The organism is Gordonia sp. ABKF26 (assembly GCF_041103195.1).
In the GTDB taxonomy this organism is placed as follows: Bacteria; Actinomycetota; Actinomycetes; order Mycobacteriales; family Mycobacteriaceae; genus Gordonia; species Gordonia terrae.
In genome coordinates, this window is record NZ_JBGCVZ010000003.1 from 4455836 (window position 1) to 4479899 (window position 24064).

Below are 24064 nucleotides of genomic sequence, written 5' to 3' on the forward strand. Positions count from 1 at the left end.
GGCGGTGGACGACCCCATCGCCCGCCGGACGCGGAGAAAGCATCCCGTTTCTATTTTGATGTAGTTGGACTACATTCAAAGTGCTATCGTCGCATCTCAGCGAGTCGACCTGCCACACCGAGAAGCATTTCGGAAAGTGTGCCCGTCGAGCAGATCACCCCATGGAAACAATCAGTGAGGACCCCGTCATGCACACAACACGATCCGCCAACCGTCTGATCGCACTCGTGTCAGCACTGCTGTTCGCGCTCGGCCTGAGCATCGGCACGTCGCCGCACGCTCAGGCACGGCCGACGCCTCCAGGCGGATCGACCGTGACCCTGATCATGATCAACAAGACGGGCTGGGACCTGTCGCTGAGCGGATGGCCGTCCACCGACACCTGGGGAGGAAGTTCGTCGATCACACAGTGGATCGACCCTCCCGCCCCGGTCCTTCCGCGTGGCGGCGTCGAGGTCGTGCGTGCCTGGTCAGCGAACCCGGCGCACATGTCGGCGTCGGTGACGTACTCCAACAGCTACCGGTGGGCGCACTGGCGCTACCAGTCCGAACTCAGCTGGGCGCTCGGTTTCACCACCCTCGGCAACACCGGCGCCTCCGACGGTGAGATCAACTTCGCGCGCATCGACCGCTTCGGCGCGCACTCCCAGGCGACGTACGTGCTGGGATGATCATGACATCGACTCGACTCCAGACACTTTCGGTGATCGCATGAATCCGATCGGCTTTGTTCTCGGTTTGGCACCTTGGTTCTTGTTCTCGCTGCTCAGCCACCGGCACGGCGACGACTCGGTCGCCATCGCCGCACTCTGTGCGGCGGCACTCGCCGCGGTCATGGCATGGACCAGCCGTGGGCGGGGTGGAATCAAATTCCTCGACGTGGCAGGTGTGGTGACCTTCGGCGCCATCGCCGTCGCCGGCTTCATCGGTGGCGACTCACTCGGAGAGTGGCTGACAAACTTCGCCCGCGGCGGCTCCACCCTGCTACTCGCCGTACTCATGTTGATCTCCGCGGCCACCGTCCCCTTCACCGAGCAATACGCCAAGGACTCGGTACCCGAAGAGCGATGGTCGAGCCCGTTGTTCCGGGCGACCAACCGGAAGGTCAGTGCTGTCTGGGGACTGGCCGTCCTGTTCATGGGCGTCGGCCATGTGGTGGCCGGACTTGTCGAGCCGGCGTCCGCACCGTCGGACGGTTCCCGCCCTGTCGACCTACTGCTGAACTGGATGGTGCCCATCGCGCTGCTCGTTCTGGCCGGCAAATACACCAAGCATGCGGTCGGAGCGGCGCGTCAGGAACGCGATCGCGAACCGGGAGAGGTCACGAGCCCCGGCAACTGACGACGAGGCTGGGGGTTGCAGACCCGACTCTGAGCCGGGGACTCAGGGGGACGCGCGGCGCCTGCTCGATCGCCTCGCGCAGGTTCCCGTTGGACAACGAGAAGCGGCCCCACCCGGGACGCGGGTGAGGCCGTCTGAACTGCTGTTATCGGTGGAGCTATGGGGAATCGAACCCCAGACCTACTCGATGCGAACGAGTCGCGCTACCAACTGCGCCATAGCCCCGGGAGGTCTTGCGACCAACCGCGAGCCACTTTATCAGCCTGGGGTCGTCGACTCCCAAACGGCTGGTACACCACTAGGCTGGACGAGTGCCTCGGATGTCTGATCAGCAGTTGGCCGGAATTCTCGACAATGTCGTGGGGGTGATCAACCCCGTCCTCGATGCCCTCGCCGAGCGGGACCCGCTCGGGCTGAAGGGCCACACCTTCCACGATGACGATCATCCCGACTCGCGCCTGCAGCAGGCCCAGCATGCGGCGTCGAAGCTGCTCGACGTCGCGGAGTGGCCCGGCACGAAGGGCTGGTCCGAACGGTCGATGCACAAGCGGGCGAGCTGGTGGGTGACCCGCATCGGCACCCTGAACACCGGCGCCGTGGCGTTTCCGGGAGTCTTCGGCGTGTGGGCGAAACGTCTGCCGATCACGCCCTACCTCGGGTTCGCCAACCAGGCCATGGTGCTGGTGGCGATCGCCCGCGAGTACGAGGTCACCGATCGCAAGCGGCAGGTGCAGCTGCTCGCGTCGGTGCTGTGCAAGCGCGATCTCACGAACCCGGATGTCACCGCCGAGTCGGGCGAGTCCCTGCCGTCGGAACCGAAGGAACGCGAGAAGTCGCTGTTCGCCGCGATCTGGGATGCGGCGAAGCTGCTGCGCGCCGTCGACGACGAATTCGAGAAGCGTCCGCAGCCGATGGCGCTGTTCCGGATGCTCGCCTACATCCCCGTCATCGGCGCCCCGGCGACGTACCTCGGCGAACGGTTCGCACTGTCGCGGGCCGCGAAAGCCGGTCAGGCGTGGCTGGATTCGCATGGCAGGCCGGCATTGACCAAGTAACCCACAAGCAGTTCGGCAGTAGGTGTCGCCGAGCGAAACCTACTGCTGAACTGCGATGCCGGGTCAGCCGACGCGGCGGTACTGCAGGTCCTCGCGGTCCATTCGACGCCGCTGGAACGGCGGGATGTGATCGAACACGGGATCCTCGTCGTCGATCTCGAGAACCGTTGCGCCGCCGGGTCGCCGAAGTCGCGGAGGCGGAGGTGCGGCGGCGAACTCCGGAACCGCTGCGGCGCGTCGACGACGCTCCTCCTCGGCGCGCGCCGACCGCTTGGCACGCGCGAGACGTTGCGCCCGGATCTGCTGCTCGGTCTTCACCGCACGACGCAGGTACGCGAGGTAACCGACCAGGAGCAGACCGAGCACGCCGGTGGCGACCCAGCCGGGCATCCCGACGACGAACCCGGCCACGATCGCCAGCAGTACGAGTACGAACAGCCCCAGAGTGACGCGCTGACGTTCCCGGTACTTGAGTTCGCGTTCCTTGTCCGAGGAGTAGATGCTGCGTCCGGACCGTCGACTGCTCGACGAGCGCGCCGCGGGGCGGCTGTCCTCGACCTCGTCGACCTCGGCCTCGTCCGTCTCGTCGGTCTCGTCCTCGTCGACCGCGGACGGCTCGTCGGTGTGCCGAGACCCACGGGCGTAGTCGTCGTACTCGTCTTCGTCGAGTTCGTCTGCGACGTCCTCGTATTCGGCGTCGTCGTAGTCGACGTCCTCGTATTCGGCGTCGTCGTGGTCGGTGTCGTGGTCGAGTTCGTCTTCGGCGTCCTCGTACTCGCTGTCGACGTCCTCGAAGTCGTCGTCGTCTTCGGCGGCCTCGGACGTGGCGTCTGCCTCGTCCTCGGTGGTGTCATCGTGTTCGAGGTCGGCCTCGGCCTCGATGTCGTCGCCGGTCTCCGCCGTCGAGTCGCCGTCCACCAGCCCGTCCTCGGTCTCGTCGAGTACGGTCTCGGCCACCTGGGTGTCGTCGTCCACGGATTCGGCCACCGGCTTCTCGACCTTGGCGTTGCCGGAACGACGCATCCGGGTCGAGGGCTTGGTCTCATCGACTTCGGCGTCGTCCGCGGCCTCCACGTCGGCGTCCTTCTCGAGCGTCGCGGTTGTGCTGCGGCGCGAGGACTTCCAGGACGGGTCGTGCGGGTGCCGGGCCGACGACCGGCGGCGATTGCCCGAAGCGGTCGTGGCACGCGACCCACCACGGTGCAGCAGACGCGTCTTGCGCGCCGCGTCGGTCGACTTCAGGATCTGCGGACGTCCCTTGATGACCATCGGGACCAGCACGAAGAGCCAGACCGCGACGAGACAGACCCACAGTACGGAGTTGGGCATGCGACTCTCCCTTCATTCACTCTGGTCACACGAAGCCACTCCACAATCTAGGGCGACGAGACGTCGGCCCCGGGTAGACGCGCCGTGTCACAAGCGAATCGGCACGGGTTTCACACGCGCCTCTCAGCAACACCGTTGCCGAGGTGGTCAATGCGCCCGGAATCGCGCGTCCACCGCCACGGCGATCTCGATGTCGTCGGTCCGCAGTTCCAGCGACGGCGAGGACGGTGGACCGGCGGCGACCGCCATCGGCGTGGCCCGACGCGGTGACGCCGGCACGCGCACGGCCATGTCCGGATCGGACAACAGCACAGGTGTCACCGGTCCCCGACCCACCGCATCGGAATAGGCCTGCGCCTTGAGAATCGCGTCGTCGACCGCGGCGCGACGCAACTCTCGTTCGTGTTCGCGGCGGGTCTCCTCGCGCAGATCCCAGTCGACGTCCCCGATCTCGACCGCGTCGACCGACGCCCACCGGTCGATGAACTCCGACAGCCGCTCGAAGTCGACGAACTCGGCTTCGATGCGAATACGGGTGTTGTACACCAGTTCTCGCCGCTCCCCGGTCTCCGAGTACGGGCGATAGGAGTACACCCGCACCGAGTCGGCCGACCATCGGGTCACCACCCCGGCCGACTCGTGGTCCGTCAGCGCGTGACTCAGCTCGGCGTGGACCTCGACCGCGCGCGTGTACACTGCCGGCTTGTCCGCACCCTCCACCCGCACCACGAGGTAAATGATTCCGCGCTCGGGCCGGTACCGCCCGCGAGCGTTGCCGCGGACCACGATCTCCAGTTCGTCGATGTGCTCGGTCATTCCGAGAGCCTATGTGTCGACGAGCCGATCCGGACTATCGTCGAAATCGGACATTCGGGGCGAAGGTCGTGGAGGGAACAGCCTGGTGCGGAGGACTTGGTGCGGATGAGGAGACTCGTGGGGTTGATCGCCGCAGCGATGTCGGCGTGCATGGTCGCGGGATGCGGATGGATCGCCGATGTCGTCTCGACGCGCGTGGACGCGGCCGACTACTTCACCGCACCCACCGTTCGACTGCTCGACGCCGCCCGGCGAGACGACCAGCCGCAGATCGAATCCCTGATCGCCGCCGGCGCCGACCTCGACGAACTCGGCGGCGACCCGGACATCGACCCCCGCCGCGTGGACATCACACCCCTGCAGTGGGCGGTGGAATTCGGGCCGCCAACGGCCGTGGGTGCCCTGCTCCGCGCGGGCGCCGATCCACACCTGCCGGGCGCCGGCCGGTACAACGCCGTCGCCTACAGCGTGCTGCTCGACCGTTTCGACGCCTTCCGCACCATCATCGGGTTCGACGAGGGGCTGGTCGAGGCGTCCGACCGGATCGGCGGCAACGTCGTCCACACCGCGGTCCGCCATCGTCGCGGAGACGCCTTGCGTCTGTTGATCGACCGCGGCGCCGACCTCGACTCGGTGCAGCCACTCGCCGGTCGGACGCCGCTGTTCACCGCGGCTGATGTGCTCAACATCGATCACTGCCTCGTCTTGCTGCGTGCGGGCGCCGATGGCGCGCACCGGGATCAGCGCGGTTCGACGTTCCTGCCCTCGCTGTACACCGCCGACGACGCGATCCGGACGAGTTCCTATCTCCGTACTCGACGGGCCATCGAATCGGAGATGCGCGCCCGGGACTTCCCCGTCGAAACCGGCCGCTGACCGGCGGCTAACGGTAGCCGTACTTGTCGAGCAGCGCCGAGATCACGAGCCCCGCCTCATCGGGCGCGCTGGGGGTGTCCGGCGACGTGTCGGCCGAATACGCCAGGTCGAACGTGTGGCGGTCCAGGCGCACGATGTATCGCGCCAGTCCCACTGACTCATAGAAGATCTCGGCCTGCGTGCCGCCGATGTCTGTCAGGTCGTTGAGGCCGTCGGGCTGGGTCGGCCCCGAAACCCAGTAGTACATACTCGGATCCCGAAACGCACCGATCTCCCAAGTGCATGTCGGTCGGGACGCCGCGCCCCGACTCACTGGAACGTCGCCCTGCCCGCCCGGACCAGTGCCTCGGCCGCGCTGCCGACCACCTCTTCGGCCGTGAGCGCGAACAGCATGTGGTCACGCCAGCGCTTGTTGACGTCCATGTAGCGCAACAGCAGACCCTCTTGCCGGAATCCGATGTTGGTCAACACCTTCTGCGACGCCTCGTTGAGCGGCTGCACCGTCGCGTCGAGCCGGTGCAGGCCGACGGCACCGAAGCAGTGGTCGACCCCGAGCGCCACGGCGGCGGTCGCGATGCCGTTACCGGCATAGGCCGCGTCGACCCAGTAGCCGATCCACGCGGTCCGAACCGCGCCGCGCTGGATGTTCCCCACGGTCAGCTGTCCGACGTAGCGGCCGTCGAGTTCGATGACGAACGGGAGCAACGCCCCACGCTTGGCCTCGGACTTCAACACCGCGAACAGGGGCGGCCACGACCCCGGCTGATGGCGTTCGGCCCAGCTCCCCACGCCGGTCGGCTCCCACGGCAGGAGGGCGTTCTGGTTGCGGATCCGCAACTCACTCCAGGTCTTGGCGTCGCGCATCTTCACCGGCCGCAGGGTGACCGTGCCGGTCCGGGTGCGCAGCGGCCCGAGAGTTGCCGGCCAGCCCGGGCTTCCCTGATTGCCGCTCAACCACCTGAACACGAGGAGAAGTTTATGCGCAGTCACAGTGGTGTCGACATGAGACCGGCATCTCGCGTCGGGTGGGTGGCTTCGACTCGGCGCCGCCCTACCGACGCCGGCTCACCCGCGTTGCGCGAGGAAGGCCACCTCCACCTCGTCGCCGGTACCCATCTCCTCGACGTCGGGGTCGACCATGATCAGGCAGTTCGCCTCGGCCAGTTCGGCGAGCAGGTGCGAGGACCCCGTCGGCGACGCCCCGAGCACCTGCACCAGGTAGTCACCGGAACGTTCGTCGCGCATCAGCTGCCCGCGCAAGTAGCCCTTGCGGCCGCGGACCGACGCGATCGGTCCGATGGTGCGGGCCTTGATGATCCGCCGCATCGGCTGCCGCTTCCCGAGCGCGATCCGGATGAGCGGACGGACCATCACCTCGAAGGTCACCAGCGCGCTCACCGGGTTGGCGGGCAGCAGGAACGTCGGCACCTCGTCGCGACCGAGGCGCCCGAAACCCTGGACCGAGCCGGGATGCATCGCCACACGCACGATCTCGAGGTCGCCGAGATCGGCGAGTGCGTCGGCGACGGCGGTCGACGCACTGCCCCCGACGGCACCGCAGATCACCACGATCTCGGAGCGGATCAGCTGCGCCTCCACGACTTCGCGCATCCGCGACGCCTCGCGCTCGGCGATGCCGACACGGTTCACATCGGCTCCGGCGTCGCGGGCGGCGGCCGCCAGCGCGTAGCTGTTGACGTCGTAGATCTGACCGGGTCCGGGTGTGCGGTCGATGTCCACGAGCTCGCTGCCCACCGAGATGACCGACAACCGCGGCCTGGGGTGGACCATCACCCGCGCCTGGCCGACCGCCGCGAGGAGACCGACCTGGGCGGGTCCGATGATCGAACCCGCGCGGACAGCCACGTCGCCCGGCTGTACGTCGTCGCCGACCCGCCGGACGTAGTTGCCGCTCTCCACACCGTGCCCGATCTTGACCTTCTGATCGCCCCCATCGGTCCAGCGCAGCGGGACCACTGCGTCGGCGAGCGTCGGCATCGGGGCCCCGGTCTCGACGCGCACCGCCTGACGTGGCTGCAGTCGCGTCGGTGTGCGAGCACCCGGGCCGACCTCTCCGACCACGGGCAGCGACACGATCATCGGCTCACCGGGTTCGAGATCGACCAGCTCCGCGCCGTTGGCGTCGAACTCCTCGAGGTCCTCGGGCGCGAGTACCCCGGCGAGTCCCACGTCGACCGCCCGTACCGCGTAGCCGTCGATCGCCGCCTGATCGAATCCGGGCATCGGGTGCTCGGTGACGACCTCTTCGGCACACATCAGGCCCTGCGCCTCGGAGATCGCGACGCGCACCGGTCGCGGCGCCACCGCCGCCGCGGTCACCAGCGTCAGATGATCTTCGACAGACCGCATCTCACCGCTCTTCTCGTCTCAACCGGTCGGCACCGGAACGTGCAGACGACAGCCCACGGCGCGTCGTGCACTCGATACAACACGTCGGAGACGTTATCGAGCACTCCCGCCTCGGCGTGCGAGGCGCGCGGATGCAACCGTCGATCGCGGCGCCGACTCAGCTGTCGGCGAGGCGCTTCTCCAGCCACTCGCGCAGATCGGGGCCGTAATCGTCACGGTCGAGGGCGAAGTCGACGGCGGCCTTCAGGTAACCGCCGGGGTTGCCGAGATCGTGCCGGGTGCCGTGGTGCACGACGACGTGAACCGGCTCGCCCTCCTCGATGAGCAGCGCGATCGCGTCGGTGAGTTGGAGCTCACCGCCGGCCCCGGGCTCGATGCGCCGCAGCGCGTCGAAGATCTTGCGGTCCAGGATGTAGCGGCCCGCGGCGGCGAGATTCGACGGCGCGTCCTGCGGTTCGGGCTTCTCGACCATGCCCTTGAGCCGCATCACGTTGGGGTTGTTGGCATCGGGCAGCGGCTCGACGTCGAAGACGCCGTACGCGCTGATCCGTTCTTCGGGGACCTCGATGGCACACAGCACCGACCCACCTCGGCGCTGCCGCGTGCGGGCCATGACCTCCAGGACACCGCCGGGCAGGACCAGATCGTCGGGCAACAGGACCGCGACGGCGTCCTCGTCGTCGTCGAGGTAGCTCTCCACGCACCCGACCGCATGACCCAGGCCGAGCGGCTTCTCCTGGACGACCGAGGCGACCTCGAGCAGGTTGGGCGCCTTGCGCACCTTCGCCAGCATCGACTCCTTGCCGCGCGTGGCGAGTGTGTTCTCCAGGACGAGGTCCTCGACGAAGTGGGCGACCACGCCGTCCTTGCCGGGCGAGGTGACGATGAGCAGACGATCGGCGCCGGCCGCCTTGGCCTCCTCGGCGACCAGCTCGATGCCCGGGGTGTCGACCACGGGGAGCAATTCCTTGGGAACCGTCTTGGTGGCCGGCAGGAACCTCGTGCCCAACCCGGCTGCCGGGACGACCGCGGTACGCGGGATCGGCGGAGTGTTGGGTACACCGTCGTACTCACTGAAACCAGCTTTATCCGTCGCACTCATGAATCCACCCTAGGACAGGAGTGAGTGGTCGGCCGGACAGACGGCGGTCACGGGGACCTCACCACACCCATTCCGACGGTCGGATACAGTGCGGGCGTCCCGGCTGTCACCGCCGGGACGCACACGCCACCGGTGTCGAGACGACGCGAAGGACGGTCGGGTCTTGCCAACGCTGAAACAGCAACTGCGACAAGAGATCGAAGAGCGACGCTCCCGGCGCTCCGAGGCAGAACGGGACCGTTCCGCAGCCGCCCTCGCCGAGTGGATGTATGCCTGCCCGTTCCGTCTGGAGTACGACGTGACGGTTGCCGCCCACGTGCCGGTGGGCAACGAACCCGGCTCGAATTCGATGCTCGACGCACTGGTCGACCGAGGCGTTTCGGTGCTCGTACCAGTGGTCCCCGACGGCGGTCCCGCACCGTTGGACTGGGCTCCCTACACGGGGCCGGACTCGTTGGCGCCGGGCCGCTGGGGCCTTCTCGAGCCGACGACCGACCGGGTCGGGGTGACCGCGATCCGCGCGGCATCGGTGATCCTGGTGCCCGCGCTGGCCATCGACAAGAGCGGGGTGCGGCTGGGGCGGGGCGCGGGGTACTACGACCGCACCCTGCACGGGCTGTCGGCCGACCTCGTCGGCGTGGTCTACGACGACGAGGTCGTCGACTCACTTCCGTCCGGCGACCACGACGTCCCGGTCGGCTGGACACTCACACCCGAGGACGGGTTCGGCAGACTCGCCTGATCGGCGGGACAGCGAAACCCGGGCGGTGTCGTAGCGACAGCCGCCCGGGTTTGCGTCGATGATGTTGTCGTGGCGCCGGTCAGGCCGGCGTCGCGGCCTTGGTCTCGCTCTTCGTCGACGACGAGCTGGACGAGTCCGACTTCGAACTGCTCGACGAGCTGTCCGACGACGAGGAACTCGAGGACGACGAGCTCTCTGACGAGGACGACGACGTCGAGGTGTCCGACGATGATCCCGGACGCGAGTCCGTGCGGTAGAAACCGCTGCCCTTGAACACGATGCCGACCGAGTTGAACAGCTTGCGCAGACGACCCGCGCACTGCGGGCACTCGGTCAACGAGTCGTCGGAGAAGGACTGGACGATGTCGAACTTGTTGTCGCACTCCGTGCAGGCATACGAGTAGGTGGGCACCGAAACCTCCGAAAAGTCAGTAAACGCTGACCAGTGTAACCGACTTTGGCACTCAGTCATTCCGAGTGCTAAGCAAGGCTCCGAGCTGATTTTCCGTCGTTCGATTCCCGGCTTGTCGCGCACCACCGCCTGGCGTCGTGCAAAGTGTTTGCCAAGCCGAAGTAATCCGTTCACCGCGCAATGTCCGCGACGTGCTGCCCGCACGGCATCACCCACCATCGCTGGAGTCCTCATGACCGATTTCTTGAACGACCTCAACAGCATCATCTGGAGCAATCCGCTGGTGTACCTGTGTCTCGGTGTGGGGGTGTATTTCTCGATCCGATCCAGGTTCCTGCAGATCCGGCACGTGCCCGAGATGATCCGGGTCATGCGTCATGGCGAGAGCTCCCCCGACGGTGTCTCGTCCTTCCAAGCCCTGATGATCTCGCTGGCCGGCCGTGTCGGGACCGGCAACATCGCCGGTGTGGCGACGGCGATCGCCTTCGGCGGGCCGGGCGCACTGTTCTGGATGTGGGCGATGGCGTTTCTCGGGGCATCGACGTCGTTCGTCGAGTGCACGCTCGGCCAGATCTACAAGACCCGCGACCCGCTGACCAACGAGTACCGCGGCGGGCCCGCCTACTACTTCAGCAAGGCACTCGCCCACACCAAGGCGGCGCCGTTCTTCAAGGTCTACGGTCTCGTGTTCGCCGCTGTGACCGTTCTCGCCTGCGGACTGCTGCTCCCGAGCGTGCAATCCAACTCGATGGCGATCGCGATGAGCCAGGCCTGGGGCATCGCGGACTGGGCCGTCGCGGTCGGCGTGGTCATCGTGCTCGCGTTCGTCATCACCGGCGGGGTCAAGCGCATCGCGACCTTCGCGACGATCGTGGTCCCGTTCATGGCCGTCCTGTACATCCTGTTCGCGCTGGTGGTCGTCTTCACCAACGCGTCGCAGATCCCCGAGGTCCTGCGCCTGATCTTCGCGAGCGCCTTCGGGATCGATTCCGTCTTCGGCTCGGTCGTCGGCGCCGCCGTGATGTGGGGCGTCAAGCGCGGCATCTACTCCAACGAGGCAGGTCAGGGCACCGGCCCCCACGCCGCCGCGGCCGCCGAGGTCTCGCATCCCGCCAAGCAGGGGTTCGTTCAGGCCTTCGCCGTGTACGTCGACACCCTGTTCGTCTGCTCGGCGACCGGCTTCCTCATCATCTCGACCGGCGCCTACCGGGTGTTCGAAGGTGGGAGCGCCGACGGCGCGGTGATCGCCGACGGCGGCCTGCTTCCCGGCGGCACCGATGTGGGCCCCACCTTCGTCCAGATCGGTTTCGACAGCATGTGGAGCGGCGCCGGGTCGACCTTCGTCGCGGTATCACTCGCGTTCTTCTGCCTCACGACGATCATCGCGTACTACTACATGGCCGAGACCAACCTGCGGTTCCTGATGGGCAAGGCGTCCACGATCTACATCGGTCCGCTTCGCAGCACGCTCGGCGCCAATCTGACGATGCTGCTCCAGGCCCTGATCCTGGTGTCGGTGGCCATCGGCTGCGTCTCCACCGCGAGCGAGGCGTGGACGCTGGGCGACATCGGCGTCGGCCTGATGGCGTGGCTGAACATCATCGGCATCCTGATCCTGCAGCAGCCGGCGTTCAAGGCGCTGCGCGACTACGAGAAGCAGAAGAAGGAAGGCAAGGACCCGATCTTCGATCCGGTCGCCCTGGGCATCGTGGGAGCGACGTTCTGGGAGTCCTACGGTCGGGCCGACGACACCCGGGAAGCCGCGACACTGTCGAAGTAGGGACCTATCCCCCGATGACGTCCTTGTCGATGTCGGGGATGTTGTCGCGGTTCATGTCCGGGTCGCGCGCCTGCCGGGCGTCCCACCGCAGCAGGATCGCGGCGAGGATCGCCGAGACCACTGATCCGACGAGGATCGCCGCCTTCGCCGCGGCGGCGTGATCGTCGGAGCCGGCCTCGAAGCTCAGTTCGGCGATGAGCAACGCAACAGTGAATCCGACGCCGGTCAGCAGGCCCACCGGCAGGAGGTCGCGAAGCCCGATCGAGTCGGGCAATCGCAGCGGAGTGAACGTCGTCATCAGCCACGTCGAGCCGAGGACGCCCACGAGTTTGCCGACGACGAATCCGACGACGATGCCGATCGACACCGGCTGCACGATCGACCCGGCCCCGCCGACGACGGTCACCCCCGCGGCGGCGAAGGCGAACACCGGCAGGGCGAGTGCGGCCGAGTACGGGCGAACCGCGTCGTCGAGTCGTTCGGTGCGCGGCTGCGCCTCGCCGCGGATGGCAACGGCGGGCACGACGAATCCGAGCAGGACGCCGGCAACGGTCGCGTGGACGCCGGAAGCGTGCATGAGGCCCCACGCGACGACAGCCACCGGGATGAGGACCGGCCACCACCGCCACGCCTGCCGCACCAGCACGGCGAAGAGGGCCACCGTGACCAGCGCGGCCGCCAGCATGACGAAGTCGATCTCCTCGGTGTAGAAGGTCGCGATGACGATGATGCCCAGGAGGTCGTCGACGACGGCGAGCGTCAGCAGGAACGTCCGCAGCGCGAGCGGCAGTCCGCGTCCGAAGATCGCGAGCACCGCCAGGGCGAATGCGATGTCGGTGGCGGTCGGGATGGCCCAGCCCCGTAACCCTTCGGGGTCGCCGAGGGCGACCACCGCGACGTAGCAGAGCGCGGGGGTGACCATCCCGCCCACCGCAGCGGCGATCGGCACGCCCGCGAGTCTCAGGTCTCGCAGGCTCCCGGCCACGAATTCGTGTTTGAGTTCGACCCCCACGACGAAGAAGAAGATCGCCAGCAGCCCGTCAGACGCCCAGTGCGCCAGCGACAGGTGCAGGTGGAGCGCCTCGGGCCCGACTTCGACGTCGAGCAGGGAATCGTAGGCCGCGCGCCACGGCGAGTTGGCCCACACCACGGCGATGGCGGCGGCCACGAGAAGCAGTGCCCCGCTGGTCGTGTCCAGCGCGGCCCAGCGCCGCAATCGGTTCGCCCGGCCGGCGTCGCCTGCGAGCTCGTCTGGTGTCTGGTCGGTCATCGATCTCCTCTGGTCGGACGGACGGATCATCGTCACGCCACCCGCGCCGGGCAGCGGCCGACCAGACTTCCCGGCACACCGATCACCGATTCTCCCCCACTGCCACGCCGCGGGCCATTCCGGCCCGCCCGCGAGGACGAGGTCCACAGGGACCGAGGGCAGGTTTCGAGTTGTCCACAGGCGCGTCCGGAGCGCCGCCCGTCCCGGTCGACGAACCTAGCCTTCGCGTCATGTCTGCCCCGTCGAAGCATCCATCCAGCGCCTCCCTCGGGCCTCGACTCCGCGACCGGTTGAGTTCCGCACTGCGCCCGGGGTGGACACGCAACCTCCTGGTCCGCCGCGTCGCCGCCGCGTGCCTGGTCGTCGCCGCGGTGGTCATCGGGGTCGCCGGAACGCGCGCCGACGGCGATGTCGAGGTCCTGGTCGCCGCGCATGACCTGCTGCCGGGTCAGATCGTCGAGTCAGGCGACCTACGATCCCACCTGGTCGCCGGCAGGACGGTTCCCGACGGCGTCCTGACCGAGGCGGCACCGGCCGTCGGACGGACGGTCACCGGACGTGTCCGCGGAGGCGAGATCCTCACCGACGCGCGGTTGCTGTCCTCGCATCTGCCCGCCGACCTGACCGGGATCGACGACGCCCGCCTCGTGCCGATCCGGTTGTCGGACGACGCGGTGACCTCACTCCTCCGCCCGGGTGACGTGGTGGACGTGCTGACCGAGGACGCGGAGGTGTTGGCACGCCGGGCAGTCGTGGCCCTGCATGCCGCCGAGCCGCAGTCCGGCGGCCTCGCTCCCAGCCGGGCGGCGGCCGCCCCGGTGCTGCTCGCCATGGACGCCGCGGCTGCTCACCGGGTGGCCGCCGCGGGGCTCGACACGTCGCTCGCCGTGGTCCTGCACTGACCGCGGATACCGACCTCGCCCGCAACGACACAGCGGCGCGAATCAACTCAAATGGATCGGTTCCTTCACGATCGTGGATAGGGTAGTACGAGCTCGCACAGCGCGTGTCGGATTTGCTCCGATCGTGCGCAGAATCGCCGGACAAGAGCAGGACACCACCGAAAAGAGGCCGCACACCGTGCTCAAGGGATTCAGGGACTTCATACTCAAGGGCAATGTCGTCGAGCTGGCAACAGCGGTCATCATCGGCGCGGCGTTCACCGCGATCGTCACCGCCTTCACCGACGGCATCGTCCAGCCGATCATCAACTCGATCCCCGTCGGCTCCGACGCCGCGCAGGGACTCGGCTTCCAGATCACCGACAACCCATCGACATTCGTCGACCTCGGCAGCGTCATCACTGCCGTGATCAACTTCCTGATCATCGCCGCAGTGGTGTACTTCATCATCATCCTGCCGTACAACAAGCTGGCCGAACTGGGCGGTTTCGGGAAGAAGGCGGAGGTCACGGAGATCGCGCTGCTGTCCGAGATCCGCGATCTGCTCGACCCCGAGGGCACCTCGAAAGCCAAGGCGGAAGCCGAGAGCGACCTGCCGCCGCATCTGTCCGATCCGGCCGGGCCTGCCGGCGACTCCTACGGTCCGCCGTCGGGTTCCTTTGCCCCCTATGAGGCGCCCGCCGGAGCCGGTACGACGCAACGCATCTCGACTCCCCCGTCTCCTCAGGGTCCGCCCTCACACCCGGTTCCCCCGCAATCGGGCCAGCCCCAGTCCGTTCCGCCCCAGTCGGCTCCTCCGCAGAACCGCCCGCCGCAGGGACCGCCGCCGGGAGGCCCTACCGGACAGCCGTATCCGACGCCGCAACCCGCTCCGGGCAGCTACCCGCCGCCCGGCAACTACCCGGGTGCCGGCAACTACCCGCCGCCCGGCCCCGGATCCGGTTATCCCGGTGAGCAGTACCCGGGCGACTTCCCGGGCGAGGGCCCGGACGCGCCGGGCCGTCACTCGCGCTGACGCGGACCGCGGTCTCGCAGGAAGCTGACAGGCGGAACCATCCGAACCCGAAGGTTGGCTCCCTACTTTGGGATTCGTCGCCGGAACGTGCGACCGCACCGGACCCCAAAACCGGTGCGACCGAACGAGAACAGGATGATCGAATGCCCAACAAGCCCGCGCAGAACCGTCAGCCGCAGCCCCAGAACCGCCGCCAGGCGCGTCCGCAGCAGCGCAACCAGGCGCGTCCGCAGGCCCGCCCCAAGACGTTCCCGTGGTTCTTCGGTAGCTGACACCCCTCCGCTCCCTAATCCGAAAGAAGCGACCCGTTCTGGTCCCTGAGGTGCGAGGAGCGATAGCGACGAGCCACGAAGGGCTGGTGACCCACCACCCTCCGTGGCTCGCTTCGCTCCCACCGCCGGAACAACTCGTCACACCGGCGGATCGACGCGCTGGACCCACACGGTGGGACCGTCGGTCAACGTGAAATCCTTGCGTACCAGCGCATTCCATCTGCGGGCGTACAACGCCGAGAGTTGTTCGTCGCTCGTGCTGCACGTGACCGCCAGCCCTTCGCGTCGTCCGCGTTCGATGACCGGGTCGACCAGCCCGGCGAGAGTGCCACCTCGGCGATGATCCGGCCGGACGAGCGCGAAGATCACCCGGATCGGGTTCTCCGCAACCTGCGCCTCCTCCGACTTCCGCTGCAACTCGGTGAAGCGGTGGATGAAGCCGTCGATGGCCTGTACCTGATGCTTGGTGCGTGTCTTGAGGTCCTCGTCGATCCGCCCGGCTTCGTCGGTGGGGGCCGACACCGCGATCAGCGCGATCAGCTCGCCCCGCTCGTCGAACACACCGTGCAGGCCGTGCAGATACTCGATGAACAGGATCTCCCCGTACCAGCGGTATGCCTCGACGGGCGCGTCCGCGCCGATCAGCCAGCGGTAGACCGGGACCTCACGCAGTCCGTGTTCGAGCAGGTCGAGTGCGGTCTCCCGATCCGATTCGACCAATTGCCGGGACGTCGTGCCGCCTACCTCCACGCGTTGCGTCATCGGTTCATACCAGCACATTCACATGGCCGACGGCCAACCATCGGTCGGTGTTCGACAGGACCGTTCCGTGCGTCCGAGCCGAATGAGTTCACCGAGAATTCAACCTTCTCTGGTCAGGACAGCCCTGGAAACGTGCGGTATGGTCAGCCGCGTTGCCGTCTTATCGATGGAACGACCGGGCTACACAACAAGATCGTCGACACTTAATAGGAGATTCGCATGGCTGAAGCGATCAATATTTCCTGGATCCGCCTCTACATCGAGGAACTGGTCACCGCTTCCGACGGCGGCTCGGACGAGCCGCTGCCTCCCCCCACCACCGGCGACTAGTTCGTCATCCAGGGGAGCCCAGTCCCAAGCCGAAGAACGCCTGCGTCCGTCCAAGCTTTCTACGAGGGCTCAATAGTTCACGGCTTCGACGTAACCCGTTCGGCGGTAAACGGCGCGCGGAAGAGACTTAGAACGAAACACCAAGCAAGGAGAAGACCACATGGGTGAAATTGTCGAAGGAAGCATCGCGCAGGCCATCGCATCGTTGCTGAGCGGATCTGCCGATCCCGAGGTCCCCGAGGTTCCTGAGGATCCCTCCTAGTCAGCCATCTTGTTCATCGGTCCGAGCTCGCGGGACCGACTGCAACAGCAGGTGACTTCAGCGGCCAAAGCACGCTGCCGCGCAACCCGAATCGCTTCACCAAGAAGGAGATGCACATGGCCACCGGAATCGAAATCAACCTGAGCGAGATTTTCCGCCAGCTCGACAGCCAGTCGGACGAGGCTCAGTCCGAGAACTGATCCACCGAGTCCCCAAACCGCCCCCGGCCCACGCCGTGGGCGGTTTGCTTTGCGCCACACCGTCCGAAAAGAATTGCCGGGTCAGCGCGTCCGAGTGTTGTGGAACGGTTCATCCTGAGTCCACGGACTGTTGAGGAGCGCATTGTCGAATATCGTATTGTCTGCGTCGTGATCGTCGTTCGCTCGCGTTCGACGCCCACGGCGGAAGTCCACATCGACGAAGGAGATCACATGGCCGACATCATTCAGGGCGCAATCACCGACGCAATCGTCGAACTGGTCACGGGTTCGATCGAATCGGGTTCGGAAGACGCTCCCGCGTAGATCTCGATCCGAGACCAACCGCCCCGGGCTACGGTCCGGGGCGGTTTTTGGCTCCAAACCCGACGTTTTTCCGCTATATCGAAGCATTCTTCGCGCCCATTTTGCGATAGAGCGGATGAATCGTCGGCCGGGATATCCGGTGCGGTCCGGCGCAAAACGCGCGCATGTAGACTTCGGAACACTCACGACCGCGCATCCACCGAGCCCGATGTCGGGGCAGAATTTCCGTTCCGCGCGGTTCGCCAGCGTCACCACGACCCGGAGTAGCCTCACCTGATGCCCGTCACCCGCTCGCTGAGCAAGGATGAGGTCCGCGCGCTGCTCGCGCTCCTGTTCGACGCGCTCCGGGCCACCCGCTGGGCCTGTGCCGGCTTCCTCGTCTTCCAGCTGGCGTCGGTGTTCACCACACTCGCCCAGCCGGCACTGAACGCCGCGATCATCGACGACGGCATCCTGCGCGGCGACGTGGCCACGATCAAACGAGTCGGTGTGCTGATGGTCGTCGTCGCCGTGATCAACCTGGTGGTGTCGATCGGAGCCACTTTTCTCGCGTCACACATTTCGGCGACCGCCGCGCGCGACCTCCGCCTCCGCCTGCACAGCCGGATCAGTGCGTTCAGCGATCCGCAGGTCCACTCCATCGGCCTGTCGAGCCTGCTGACGCGTACCACCGGTGATGTCGGCCAGGTCCAGGGATTCCTCTTCGTCGCCCTGACCGTCGTGGTGACCGCACCGTTGATGCTGTTCGGCGCACTGGTGCTCTCGCTGGTTCAGGGCTGGCGGATGGCACCGGTGCTGGTCGTCGCGGGGACGGTGCTCGTGATCCTGGTCGCCGTGCTCGTACGACGTCTGGTGCCGTGGGCCTCCCAGCTGCAGCGTCGCCTCGACGTCGTCAACAGGGTGCTGCGCGAGCAGTTGCGCGGGATCGCGATCATCCGGACCTTCCGTCGCGAGGACCGCGAGCGCACTCGGTTCGCGGCGGAGAACGACGAACTCACCCATGTGGCCCTGCGTCTGGGTCGTCTGCAGGTCCTGATGCTCCCGATGGTCACCGTCGTCTCGAACCTCGCCGTGGTCACGGTGACCGCGTTGGGTGCGGTCTTCGTCGACCGCGGGGAGATGCAGATCGGCCAGATCACCGCCACGGTGGGATACCTCGCGCAGATCCTGCTGGCGGTGTCGTTGCTGACCATGATCGCCGGGATCATCCCGCGCGCCGTCACCAGCGCGGGACGCATCACCGAGGTACTCGACACCGAGCCCCTCGACCCGGGCGCTCCCCAGGCGGATGGATCGTCGACGCCACCCGCGATCGTCTTCGACGCGGTGTCCGTCTCCTTCCCAGGGGCCGAGGCCCCCACCGTCGACGAGGTCTCGCTGTTCTGCGCGCCCGGCACGGTCACCGGCATCCTCGGCGGCACCGGGAGCGGCAAATCGACTCTGCTGTCCCTGCCCCTGCGGTTCGCCGACCCGACCTCGGGGCTCCTCCGCTGGGACGCGCACGACGTGACCGGCCTCGCACCCGCGTGGGTTCGGGCACGAAGTGCGTTCGTCGGTCAGGGCGCGGAACTCATCACCGGGACGATCGCCGACAACCTGCGGATCGCCCGCCCCGACGCGACCGACGACGAACTGTGGTCCGCCCTCGAGGTCGCCGCGGCCACCGACTTCGTCTCGACGCGTCCCGGCGCTCTCGAGGCCGCGGTGTCGCAGGAGGGACGCAACTTCTCCGGCGGTCAGCGTCAACGGCTGGCGCTGGCCCGCGCGGTGCTCCGCCGGCCGTCGCTGTACGTGCTCGACGACCCCTTCAGCGCCCTCGACGTCGACACCGAGGCCGCGATCATCGACCGCCTGCGGCGGGCCGATCCGGACGCGACGGTCCTGCTCGCCGCGCAGCGGGTGTCATCGGTGCAGCGAGCCGACGTCATCGCGGTGCTCGACGCCGGACGAATCGTCGACCTGGGCACCGACTCCGTGCTGCGGGACCGCAGCGAGATCTACCGGGAGATCGCCTACGCACAGGCGGTGACCAATGCTTGACCAGCGGTCGCAGACGCGGCCGGGCGCACCCACCGAGGGCCGGCGACCGACTCCGTCGCCGAAGACGACCGGGCCGGACGGATCCCTGCGTTGGATCGTGCGGCAGCTCGACCTGAGCCGGGGTCGTGGTGCCGCGATCTCCCTCTTCGCCATCCTGGCGGCCGTCGCAGGCGTGGTCGCACCGATCCTGTTCGGCGCGATCACCAACGTCATCGTCGACGGCACGGTCGGCGAGGCGACGATGGACTGGAGGCTGCTCTGGACCCTGCTCGGCGTCCAGATCGTGGTGTTCGTGGCCGCCGCGGCCTGCAGCCTCGCCCAGGGCCAGCTGCTGACCGTCGCCGTGCAGCGGTCGGTGGCCGGACTCCGCGCCCGGATCGAGGACAAGATCCACCGGCTGCCGCTGCGCTACTTCGAGAACACCAAACGCGGTGCGCTGGTGAGCAAGTTGACGGCGCACACCGACAACGCCGCCACCGTGATCGCCCCGGTGCTGGTGACCGTCCCGACGAATGCCCTGACGCTCGTCGTCGTCACCGCCGTGCTGTTCGTCATCTCCCCGGTCCTGGCAGGCGTCGCTCTCGTCGCCGCGCCCGTGTCGGCGCTGGCCGCGGTCCTGCTCGCCCGCCGGGCGCGGCCGCACCTCGAGTCCCGGTGGACGACCACCGCCGCCCTGACCGGTCACGTCGAGGAGGAGCTCAGCGCGCGCCGGATGCTGCAGGCCTACAACGCCGAACCGACTGCGGCACGTCGTTTCCGCGACCTCAACGACAGCCTCTTCTCCTCGGTCCGTTCCGCCCAGTGGATCGGCGGTTCACTGCCCTCCGTGCTGACCGCGGTCAATGCCCTGGTGTTCCTCGTCCTGGCCGTCCTCGGCGGGATCATGGTGGTCGACGGCCATCTGAGTCTCGGCGCGGCCCAGGTCGTGGTCGTGTTCGCGCAACAGCTGACCAGTGCGGTCCGCGAGCTCGCCGGCTTCGTCACCAAGGTCCAGTCCGGAACGGTGTCGGCGAGCAAGGTCCGCGAGGTGCTCGAGGCCCCCGAGGACGTCGGGGTCGACACCGGCGTGCCGATACCCGCCTCATCCGGCCGGCACCAGCTCCCACCCGAGATCGTCTTCGACGACGTGGCTTTCGCGTACGACGAGGACAACCCCGTCCTCGGGTCGGTGAGTTTCCGCATGGCGCCCGGCACGACCACCGCCGTGGTCGGAACCACCGGGTCGGGCAAGACCACCCTCACCAACCTCCTGCAGGCGTTCTACACACCGAGCCGCGGATCGATCACCATCGACGGCGTCGACCTCACCGAACTCGGACCGCAGCAGGTTCGCACCGACATGGCCGTCGTCACCCAGGAGCCGTGGCTGTTCACCGGAACCGTCCGCGAGAACATCGCCTTCGGCATCGACGACGGGCGGGCGGTGGACGCCGCACTCGATGACAGCCACGTCGCGCAGATCGTCGCCGCACTGCCGAACGGCATCGACACCATCATCGGTCAAGAATCCGAGAACCTCAGCGCGGGCGAGAAACAGCTGGTCACCGTCGCGCGCGCGATCGCGTCGTCGCCGAAGATCCTGATCCTCGACGAGGCGACGAGCGCTGCCGACCCCCGTACCGAGCTGCTCGTCCAACGCGCCCTGCACCGCCTGCGGGCGGGGACCACCACCTTGCTGATCACCCACCGCATGGCGACCGCCGCGTTGGCCGACACGATCGTCGTGCTCGAGGATAGGGTGATTGCCGAGGCCGGGACCCACCAGGAACTGATCGCCGCGGGCGGCATCTACGCCCGGCGGTGCGGACTGGCGCCGGGCGGTCCGGGTGAGGCCACTCGGGACGACGAGCGGGTGGACGGCAGCAGTCCGAACGGTCCGGACACGGGGTCGAACCCGTGACAGAAGGCAGGAGCCAGCGCGGGTCGGGTCACCGGTCCGTCGTCTCCCGATCAGGAGGAAACGTGTACAGCAGTCTGCGCAGGCTCGGGTTGGCGGCAGTCGTCGCCCTCAGCGTCTCGCTCGTCGCCCCGCTGACCGGTGGGGCGAGCGCGGCACCACGACTGGTCGACGCCGGTTCACCCGGCCGTGTCACCGACATCGTGGTGCATTCCGACGCGATGAATCGCGATGTTCCGCTCACGGTGATCAAGCCGGCCGACGAGTCGAAGCCGCGCGGGGTGCTCTACCTGCTCAACGGTGCGGGCGGCGGCGAGGACCGCGCCAACTGGCTGGAGAAGACCGACATCGTCGAGTTCACCCGCAACAAGAATCTGTACGTGGTGATCCCGAACGCCGGACAGTACAGCTACTACACCGACTGGCAGAAGCCCGATCCGGTTCTCGGCGTGCACAAGTGGTCGACCTTCCTGGGCAAGGAGCTGCCCGCGGTCGTCGACGCCACGTACAACACCTCGGGCCGCAACGCCATCGGTGGGATCTCGTCGTCGGCGACGTCGGTGCTGAACCTCGCCATCGAGCACCCTGATCTCTACGAGGCCGTCGGCTCCTACAGCGGCTGCCCGACGACGTCGGATCCGTTCGGACAGGAGTACATCCGCCTCGTCGTGGAGACCCGCGGCGACGGCGACGCCACCAACATGTGGGGCCCCTACGGCGGTTCCGGTTGGCGCGCCCACGATCCGGTGGTCAACGCCGCCAAACTCCGCGGCCAGAAGCTCTACATCAGCAATGCCGGTGGTCTGCCCGGGCAGTACGACAATCCCCGGTACGTGAAGGATCTGGACACCCTCGCCGACCAGGTCGTCGTCGGTGGCGTGATCGAGGGCGCCACCCTCGGATGCACCGTCCAGCTCCTCAACCGTCTCGGTGAGCTGAACATCCCGGCGACCGTGGATCTCCCGCCGACCGGCACCCACTCATGGCTGTACTGGCAGGACCAGCTGCACCGTTCGTGGTCGTTCTACGAACGCGCCCTCGGATAGCCCCCGCCTCGCTCGCCGCGGCCCCATCGGCCCGGCAGCGAGGAAACGACCGTCGCGCAACTCGACTCGCCGGTCGGCGAGCTCGAGAACGCGCGGGTCATGGCTGATGAGAAGCGTGGTCCGGGTGGACGCGATCTCCGCGAGTGGCCGGAGGATCTCGCCGACGCTCTCGTCGTCGAGACCGGTGGTCGGTTCGTCGAGGACGAGCACCGGCCGGTTCCGCAGGACCGTGCGCGCCAGCGCGATTCGCTGTCGCTGACCGCCGGACAGGTTCTCCCCTCGCTCGACGACCTCGGCGTCGAAGCCGCCACTCATTCTCGAGATGAACTCGGCTGCGCCCGCGGTCTTCGCGGCCGCGCTGATGTCGGCCGCTGTGGCGGTCTCGAGACCGAAGCGGATGTTCTCGGCGATCGTGCCGCGCATCAGGGCCGGTTGCTGGTGCAGCACCGACAGGTGCGCCCGTAACCCGGCCGCGTCGAGGTCGCGAATGTCGGTGCCGTTCAACCGGATCGTGCCCGCATCGGGGTCGTACAGGCGCAACAGCAGATAGGTCAGGGTGCTCTTGCCCGCGCCGCTCGGACCCGTGATCGCCAGCGTCTCACCCGCGCGGATCTCCAGGTGGGCGTCCTCGAGAACCTGAGACCTGCTGTCCGGGTACGCGAACGACACGCCGGTCAGTGACAAGGTCGCGGGGCCGGAGTCCGCGACCACGGAGCCGGCAGGGGCCCGGGCGGCGACACTCGGTTCGGTGGGGCCGGGATCGAGGAGGTGCTCGTCGGCAGCACCCATCGGCGCATCGAGGACCTGGGCCACCCGTTCGGCACTCGCGGTCGCGGACGTGATCTCGACGACCAGACCGCCCAGCGTCTGGATCTGCGGGTAGAGGTAGCCGAGATAGCCGGTCAGGGCGATCAGTGTGCCCAATTGCGCCTCGCCCCGGGAGATCTGCCACGCCCCGAACGCGATGACGGCGATCATGCACAGCACCTCCACGACCGTCACGGCCTCGGTGAAGGCGGCGTCGGCCCGTAGCTCCGACATCCGGGCATCCCGCCACCGGCGGCTCTGGTCGGCGACCCGGTGCCGGTGACGCGCTGTCTGATTGTCGGCCTGCAAGGCCACCATGGAGCCGATGCCCTCGGCGACAAGCGAACTGATCTGCCCGGCCGCCTCCCGTTCCCGACGCGAGGCGCGTTTCACCGCGGTCCCGAATCGACGGGCGATCAGCCACAGCAGCGGCGCGAGGATCGCCGCGATCAGCGCCAGCTGCCAGTTCGTCACGAATGCCGCGAGCCCGTAGACGAGCACGCTCACCGCCGCGACGACGCCGGCGACCACTCCCGACGACAACAGACTGTCGACCGCCTCGACGTCACCGGTGTTGCGCGACACCAGGTCTCCACCTCCGAATCGGCTCCGCGCATGCGGTGCGAGCCGCTGGGTGTGCGCATACAACTGATCGCGAAGGCGCAGCAGGACCGTCTCGGTGACGTTTCCGGTGAGCATCGCGCCGGCGTACGACGACCCCGCGCCGAGCATCGACACCCCGACCCAGATCGTCATCGGTGTCCAGAGCGCGCCGAGGTCCCCGGACACGAGCACCTCGTCGACGATGTGACCGAACAGGGCGACGGTGACGACCGTGGTGCCCACCTGCACGAGGTGGCACAACACCGCGATCGCGAGTTGCCACCGCAGACCGGCGAGCAGCGGAGCGAACCGACGGACGGTGGCCGGCACGGACAACGCCGCCGGCCCGGTGTCACGACCCGGCATCGGTGGCGCCGACTCCGCCACGGCTCGACCGTCGGCCGCTCTCGATTCGGTTGCAGTGCACACTTGATTTCTCACTCCTCGCCGGCGGGACGGGACCGCCGCGACCGACACTACGACCGATGACCGTCGAAAAACCATGCGAGAA

General features: G+C 67.7%; 22 protein-coding genes and 1 tRNA gene. 12 read left to right on the forward strand and 11 right to left on the reverse strand.

The window, feature by feature from the left end; all coding sequences use genetic code 11:
• The first annotated feature begins 188 nt into the window (after positions 1-188).
• Together AB4Z55_RS20625 and AB4Z55_RS20630 are read left to right on the forward strand one after the other, a co-directional pair.
• The gene (locus AB4Z55_RS20625; protein WP_231895799.1) at positions 189-671 is read left to right on the forward strand and encodes a hypothetical protein; all 483 of its coding nucleotides are present in this window, start codon (positions 189-191) and stop codon (positions 669-671) included.
• 40 nt (positions 672-711) lie between these two features.
• The gene (locus AB4Z55_RS20630) at positions 712-1341 is read left to right on the forward strand and encodes a hypothetical protein (RefSeq protein WP_101821942.1); all 630 of its coding nucleotides are present in this window, start codon (positions 712-714) and stop codon (positions 1339-1341) included.
• A gap of 152 nt (positions 1342-1493) precedes the next feature.
• On the opposite strand, the gene AB4Z55_RS20635 is transcribed toward AB4Z55_RS20630, so the two are convergent.
• Positions 1494-1566: transfer RNA gene (locus AB4Z55_RS20635), tRNA-Ala, on the reverse strand.
• An 86-nt stretch (positions 1567-1652) separates the two neighbouring features.
• Between AB4Z55_RS20635 and AB4Z55_RS20640 the strand changes: the two genes are divergently transcribed.
• On the forward strand, positions 1653-2396 hold the full coding sequence (locus tag AB4Z55_RS20640; RefSeq protein ID WP_369520419.1) for a hypothetical protein: 744 nt from the start codon (positions 1653-1655) through the stop codon (positions 2394-2396).
• 63 nt (positions 2397-2459) lie between these two features.
• Here AB4Z55_RS20640 and glpR read toward each other — a convergent pair whose 3' ends face one another.
• Positions 2460-3725, reverse strand: coding sequence for a gephyrin-like molybdotransferase receptor GlpR (glpR, locus tag AB4Z55_RS20645; protein ID WP_369520420.1), 1266 nt, complete (start codon positions 3723-3725; stop codon positions 2460-2462).
• Positions 3726-3872: 147 nt separating this feature from the next.
• A complete protein-coding gene (locus tag AB4Z55_RS20650) occupies positions 3873-4541 on the reverse strand; it encodes an SIMPL domain-containing protein (protein ID WP_369520421.1) in 669 nt (222 codons plus the stop codon).
• 105 nt (positions 4542-4646) lie between these two features.
• Between AB4Z55_RS20650 and AB4Z55_RS20655 the strand changes: the two genes are divergently transcribed.
• A complete protein-coding gene (locus AB4Z55_RS20655; RefSeq protein WP_369520422.1) occupies positions 4647-5417 on the forward strand; it encodes an ankyrin repeat domain-containing protein in 771 nt (256 codons plus the stop codon).
• Between the two features lie 7 nt (positions 5418-5424).
• Here the strand turns inward: AB4Z55_RS20655 and AB4Z55_RS20660 are convergent, their stop codons facing one another.
• The 4 genes from AB4Z55_RS20660 to AB4Z55_RS20675 form a co-directional block, all read right to left on the reverse strand.
• Positions 5425-5664 carry a hypothetical protein gene (locus AB4Z55_RS20660; RefSeq protein WP_369520423.1) on the reverse strand — a complete coding sequence of 80 codons (240 nt, stop codon included), beginning with the start codon at positions 5662-5664 and terminating at the stop codon, positions 5425-5427.
• A 62-nt stretch (positions 5665-5726) separates the two neighbouring features.
• Positions 5727-6383 carry a GNAT family N-acetyltransferase gene (locus tag AB4Z55_RS20665; RefSeq protein ID WP_239403735.1) on the reverse strand — a complete coding sequence of 219 codons (657 nt, stop codon included), beginning with the start codon at positions 6381-6383 and terminating at the stop codon, positions 5727-5729.
• A gap of 99 nt (positions 6384-6482) precedes the next feature.
• Entirely contained in the window at positions 6483-7787 is a 1305-nt protein-coding gene (gene glp / locus AB4Z55_RS20670) for a gephyrin-like molybdotransferase Glp (protein ID WP_004020029.1), read from the reverse strand.
• 157 nt (positions 7788-7944) lie between these two features.
• Positions 7945-8889: a UTP--glucose-1-phosphate uridylyltransferase gene (locus AB4Z55_RS20675; protein WP_004020030.1), complete on the reverse strand. Its 945-nt coding sequence runs from the start codon at positions 8887-8889 to the stop codon at positions 7945-7947.
• Positions 8890-9052: 163 nt separating this feature from the next.
• Between AB4Z55_RS20675 and AB4Z55_RS20680 the strand changes: the two genes are divergently transcribed.
• Positions 9053-9631, forward strand: coding sequence for a 5-formyltetrahydrofolate cyclo-ligase (locus AB4Z55_RS20680; RefSeq protein WP_004020031.1), 579 nt, complete (start codon positions 9053-9055; stop codon positions 9629-9631).
• Between the two features lie 79 nt (positions 9632-9710).
• On the opposite strand, the gene AB4Z55_RS20685 is transcribed toward AB4Z55_RS20680, so the two are convergent.
• Positions 9711-10043, reverse strand: coding sequence for an FmdB family zinc ribbon protein (locus AB4Z55_RS20685; protein ID WP_208617924.1), 333 nt, complete (start codon positions 10041-10043; stop codon positions 9711-9713).
• A 232-nt stretch (positions 10044-10275) separates the two neighbouring features.
• Here AB4Z55_RS20685 and AB4Z55_RS20690 point away from each other — a divergent pair, with 232 nt between their 5' ends.
• A complete protein-coding gene (locus AB4Z55_RS20690) occupies positions 10276-11823 on the forward strand; it encodes an alanine/glycine:cation symporter family protein (protein WP_369520424.1) in 1548 nt (515 codons plus the stop codon).
• Positions 11824-11827: 4 nt separating this feature from the next.
• Here the strand turns inward: AB4Z55_RS20690 and nhaA are convergent, their stop codons facing one another.
• Positions 11828-13093: a Na+/H+ antiporter NhaA gene (gene nhaA, locus AB4Z55_RS20695; RefSeq protein ID WP_369520425.1), complete on the reverse strand. Its 1266-nt coding sequence runs from the start codon at positions 13091-13093 to the stop codon at positions 11828-11830.
• Between the two features lie 230 nt (positions 13094-13323).
• Between nhaA and AB4Z55_RS20700 the strand changes: the two genes are divergently transcribed.
• From AB4Z55_RS20700 to AB4Z55_RS20710, 3 genes are all read left to right on the forward strand, one after another.
• Complete coding sequence (locus tag AB4Z55_RS20700; RefSeq protein WP_369520426.1) at positions 13324-13995, forward strand: SAF domain-containing protein; 672 nt, start codon at positions 13324-13326, stop codon at positions 13993-13995.
• A 178-nt stretch (positions 13996-14173) separates the two neighbouring features.
• Complete coding sequence (gene mscL / locus AB4Z55_RS20705) at positions 14174-15010, forward strand: large conductance mechanosensitive channel protein MscL (RefSeq protein WP_239403752.1); 837 nt, start codon at positions 14174-14176, stop codon at positions 15008-15010.
• 143 nt (positions 15011-15153) lie between these two features.
• Positions 15154-15282, forward strand: a complete 129-nt coding sequence (locus tag AB4Z55_RS20710) for a hypothetical protein (RefSeq protein WP_255220176.1) — start codon at positions 15154-15156, stop codon at positions 15280-15282.
• A 138-nt stretch (positions 15283-15420) separates the two neighbouring features.
• Here AB4Z55_RS20710 and AB4Z55_RS20715 read toward each other — a convergent pair whose 3' ends face one another.
• On the reverse strand, positions 15421-16044 hold the full coding sequence (locus AB4Z55_RS20715; protein ID WP_369520427.1) for a hypothetical protein: 624 nt from the start codon (positions 16042-16044) through the stop codon (positions 15421-15423).
• Between the two features lie 1392 nt (positions 16045-17436).
• Here AB4Z55_RS20715 and AB4Z55_RS20720 point away from each other — a divergent pair.
• From AB4Z55_RS20720 to AB4Z55_RS20730, 3 genes are all read left to right on the forward strand, one after another.
• The gene (locus AB4Z55_RS20720) at positions 17437-19200 is read left to right on the forward strand and encodes an ABC transporter ATP-binding protein (RefSeq protein ID WP_248644950.1); all 1764 of its coding nucleotides are present in this window, start codon (positions 17437-17439) and stop codon (positions 19198-19200) included.
• On the forward strand, positions 19193-21100 hold the full coding sequence (locus AB4Z55_RS20725; protein ID WP_369520428.1) for an ABC transporter ATP-binding protein: 1908 nt from the start codon (positions 19193-19195) through the stop codon (positions 21098-21100). Before AB4Z55_RS20720 ends, AB4Z55_RS20725 begins: the two co-directional genes overlap by 8 nt.
• Positions 21101-21162: 62 nt before the next feature.
• Entirely contained in the window at positions 21163-22143 is a 981-nt protein-coding gene (locus AB4Z55_RS20730; protein ID WP_064569298.1) for an alpha/beta hydrolase family protein, read from the forward strand.
• Here AB4Z55_RS20730 and AB4Z55_RS20735 read toward each other — a convergent pair.
• Entirely contained in the window at positions 22078-23940 is a 1863-nt protein-coding gene (locus tag AB4Z55_RS20735) for an ABC transporter ATP-binding protein (protein WP_248644948.1), read from the reverse strand. The two genes, AB4Z55_RS20730 and AB4Z55_RS20735, sit on opposite strands and share 66 nt — an antisense overlap.
• Positions 23941-24064: the final 124 nt, after the last annotated feature.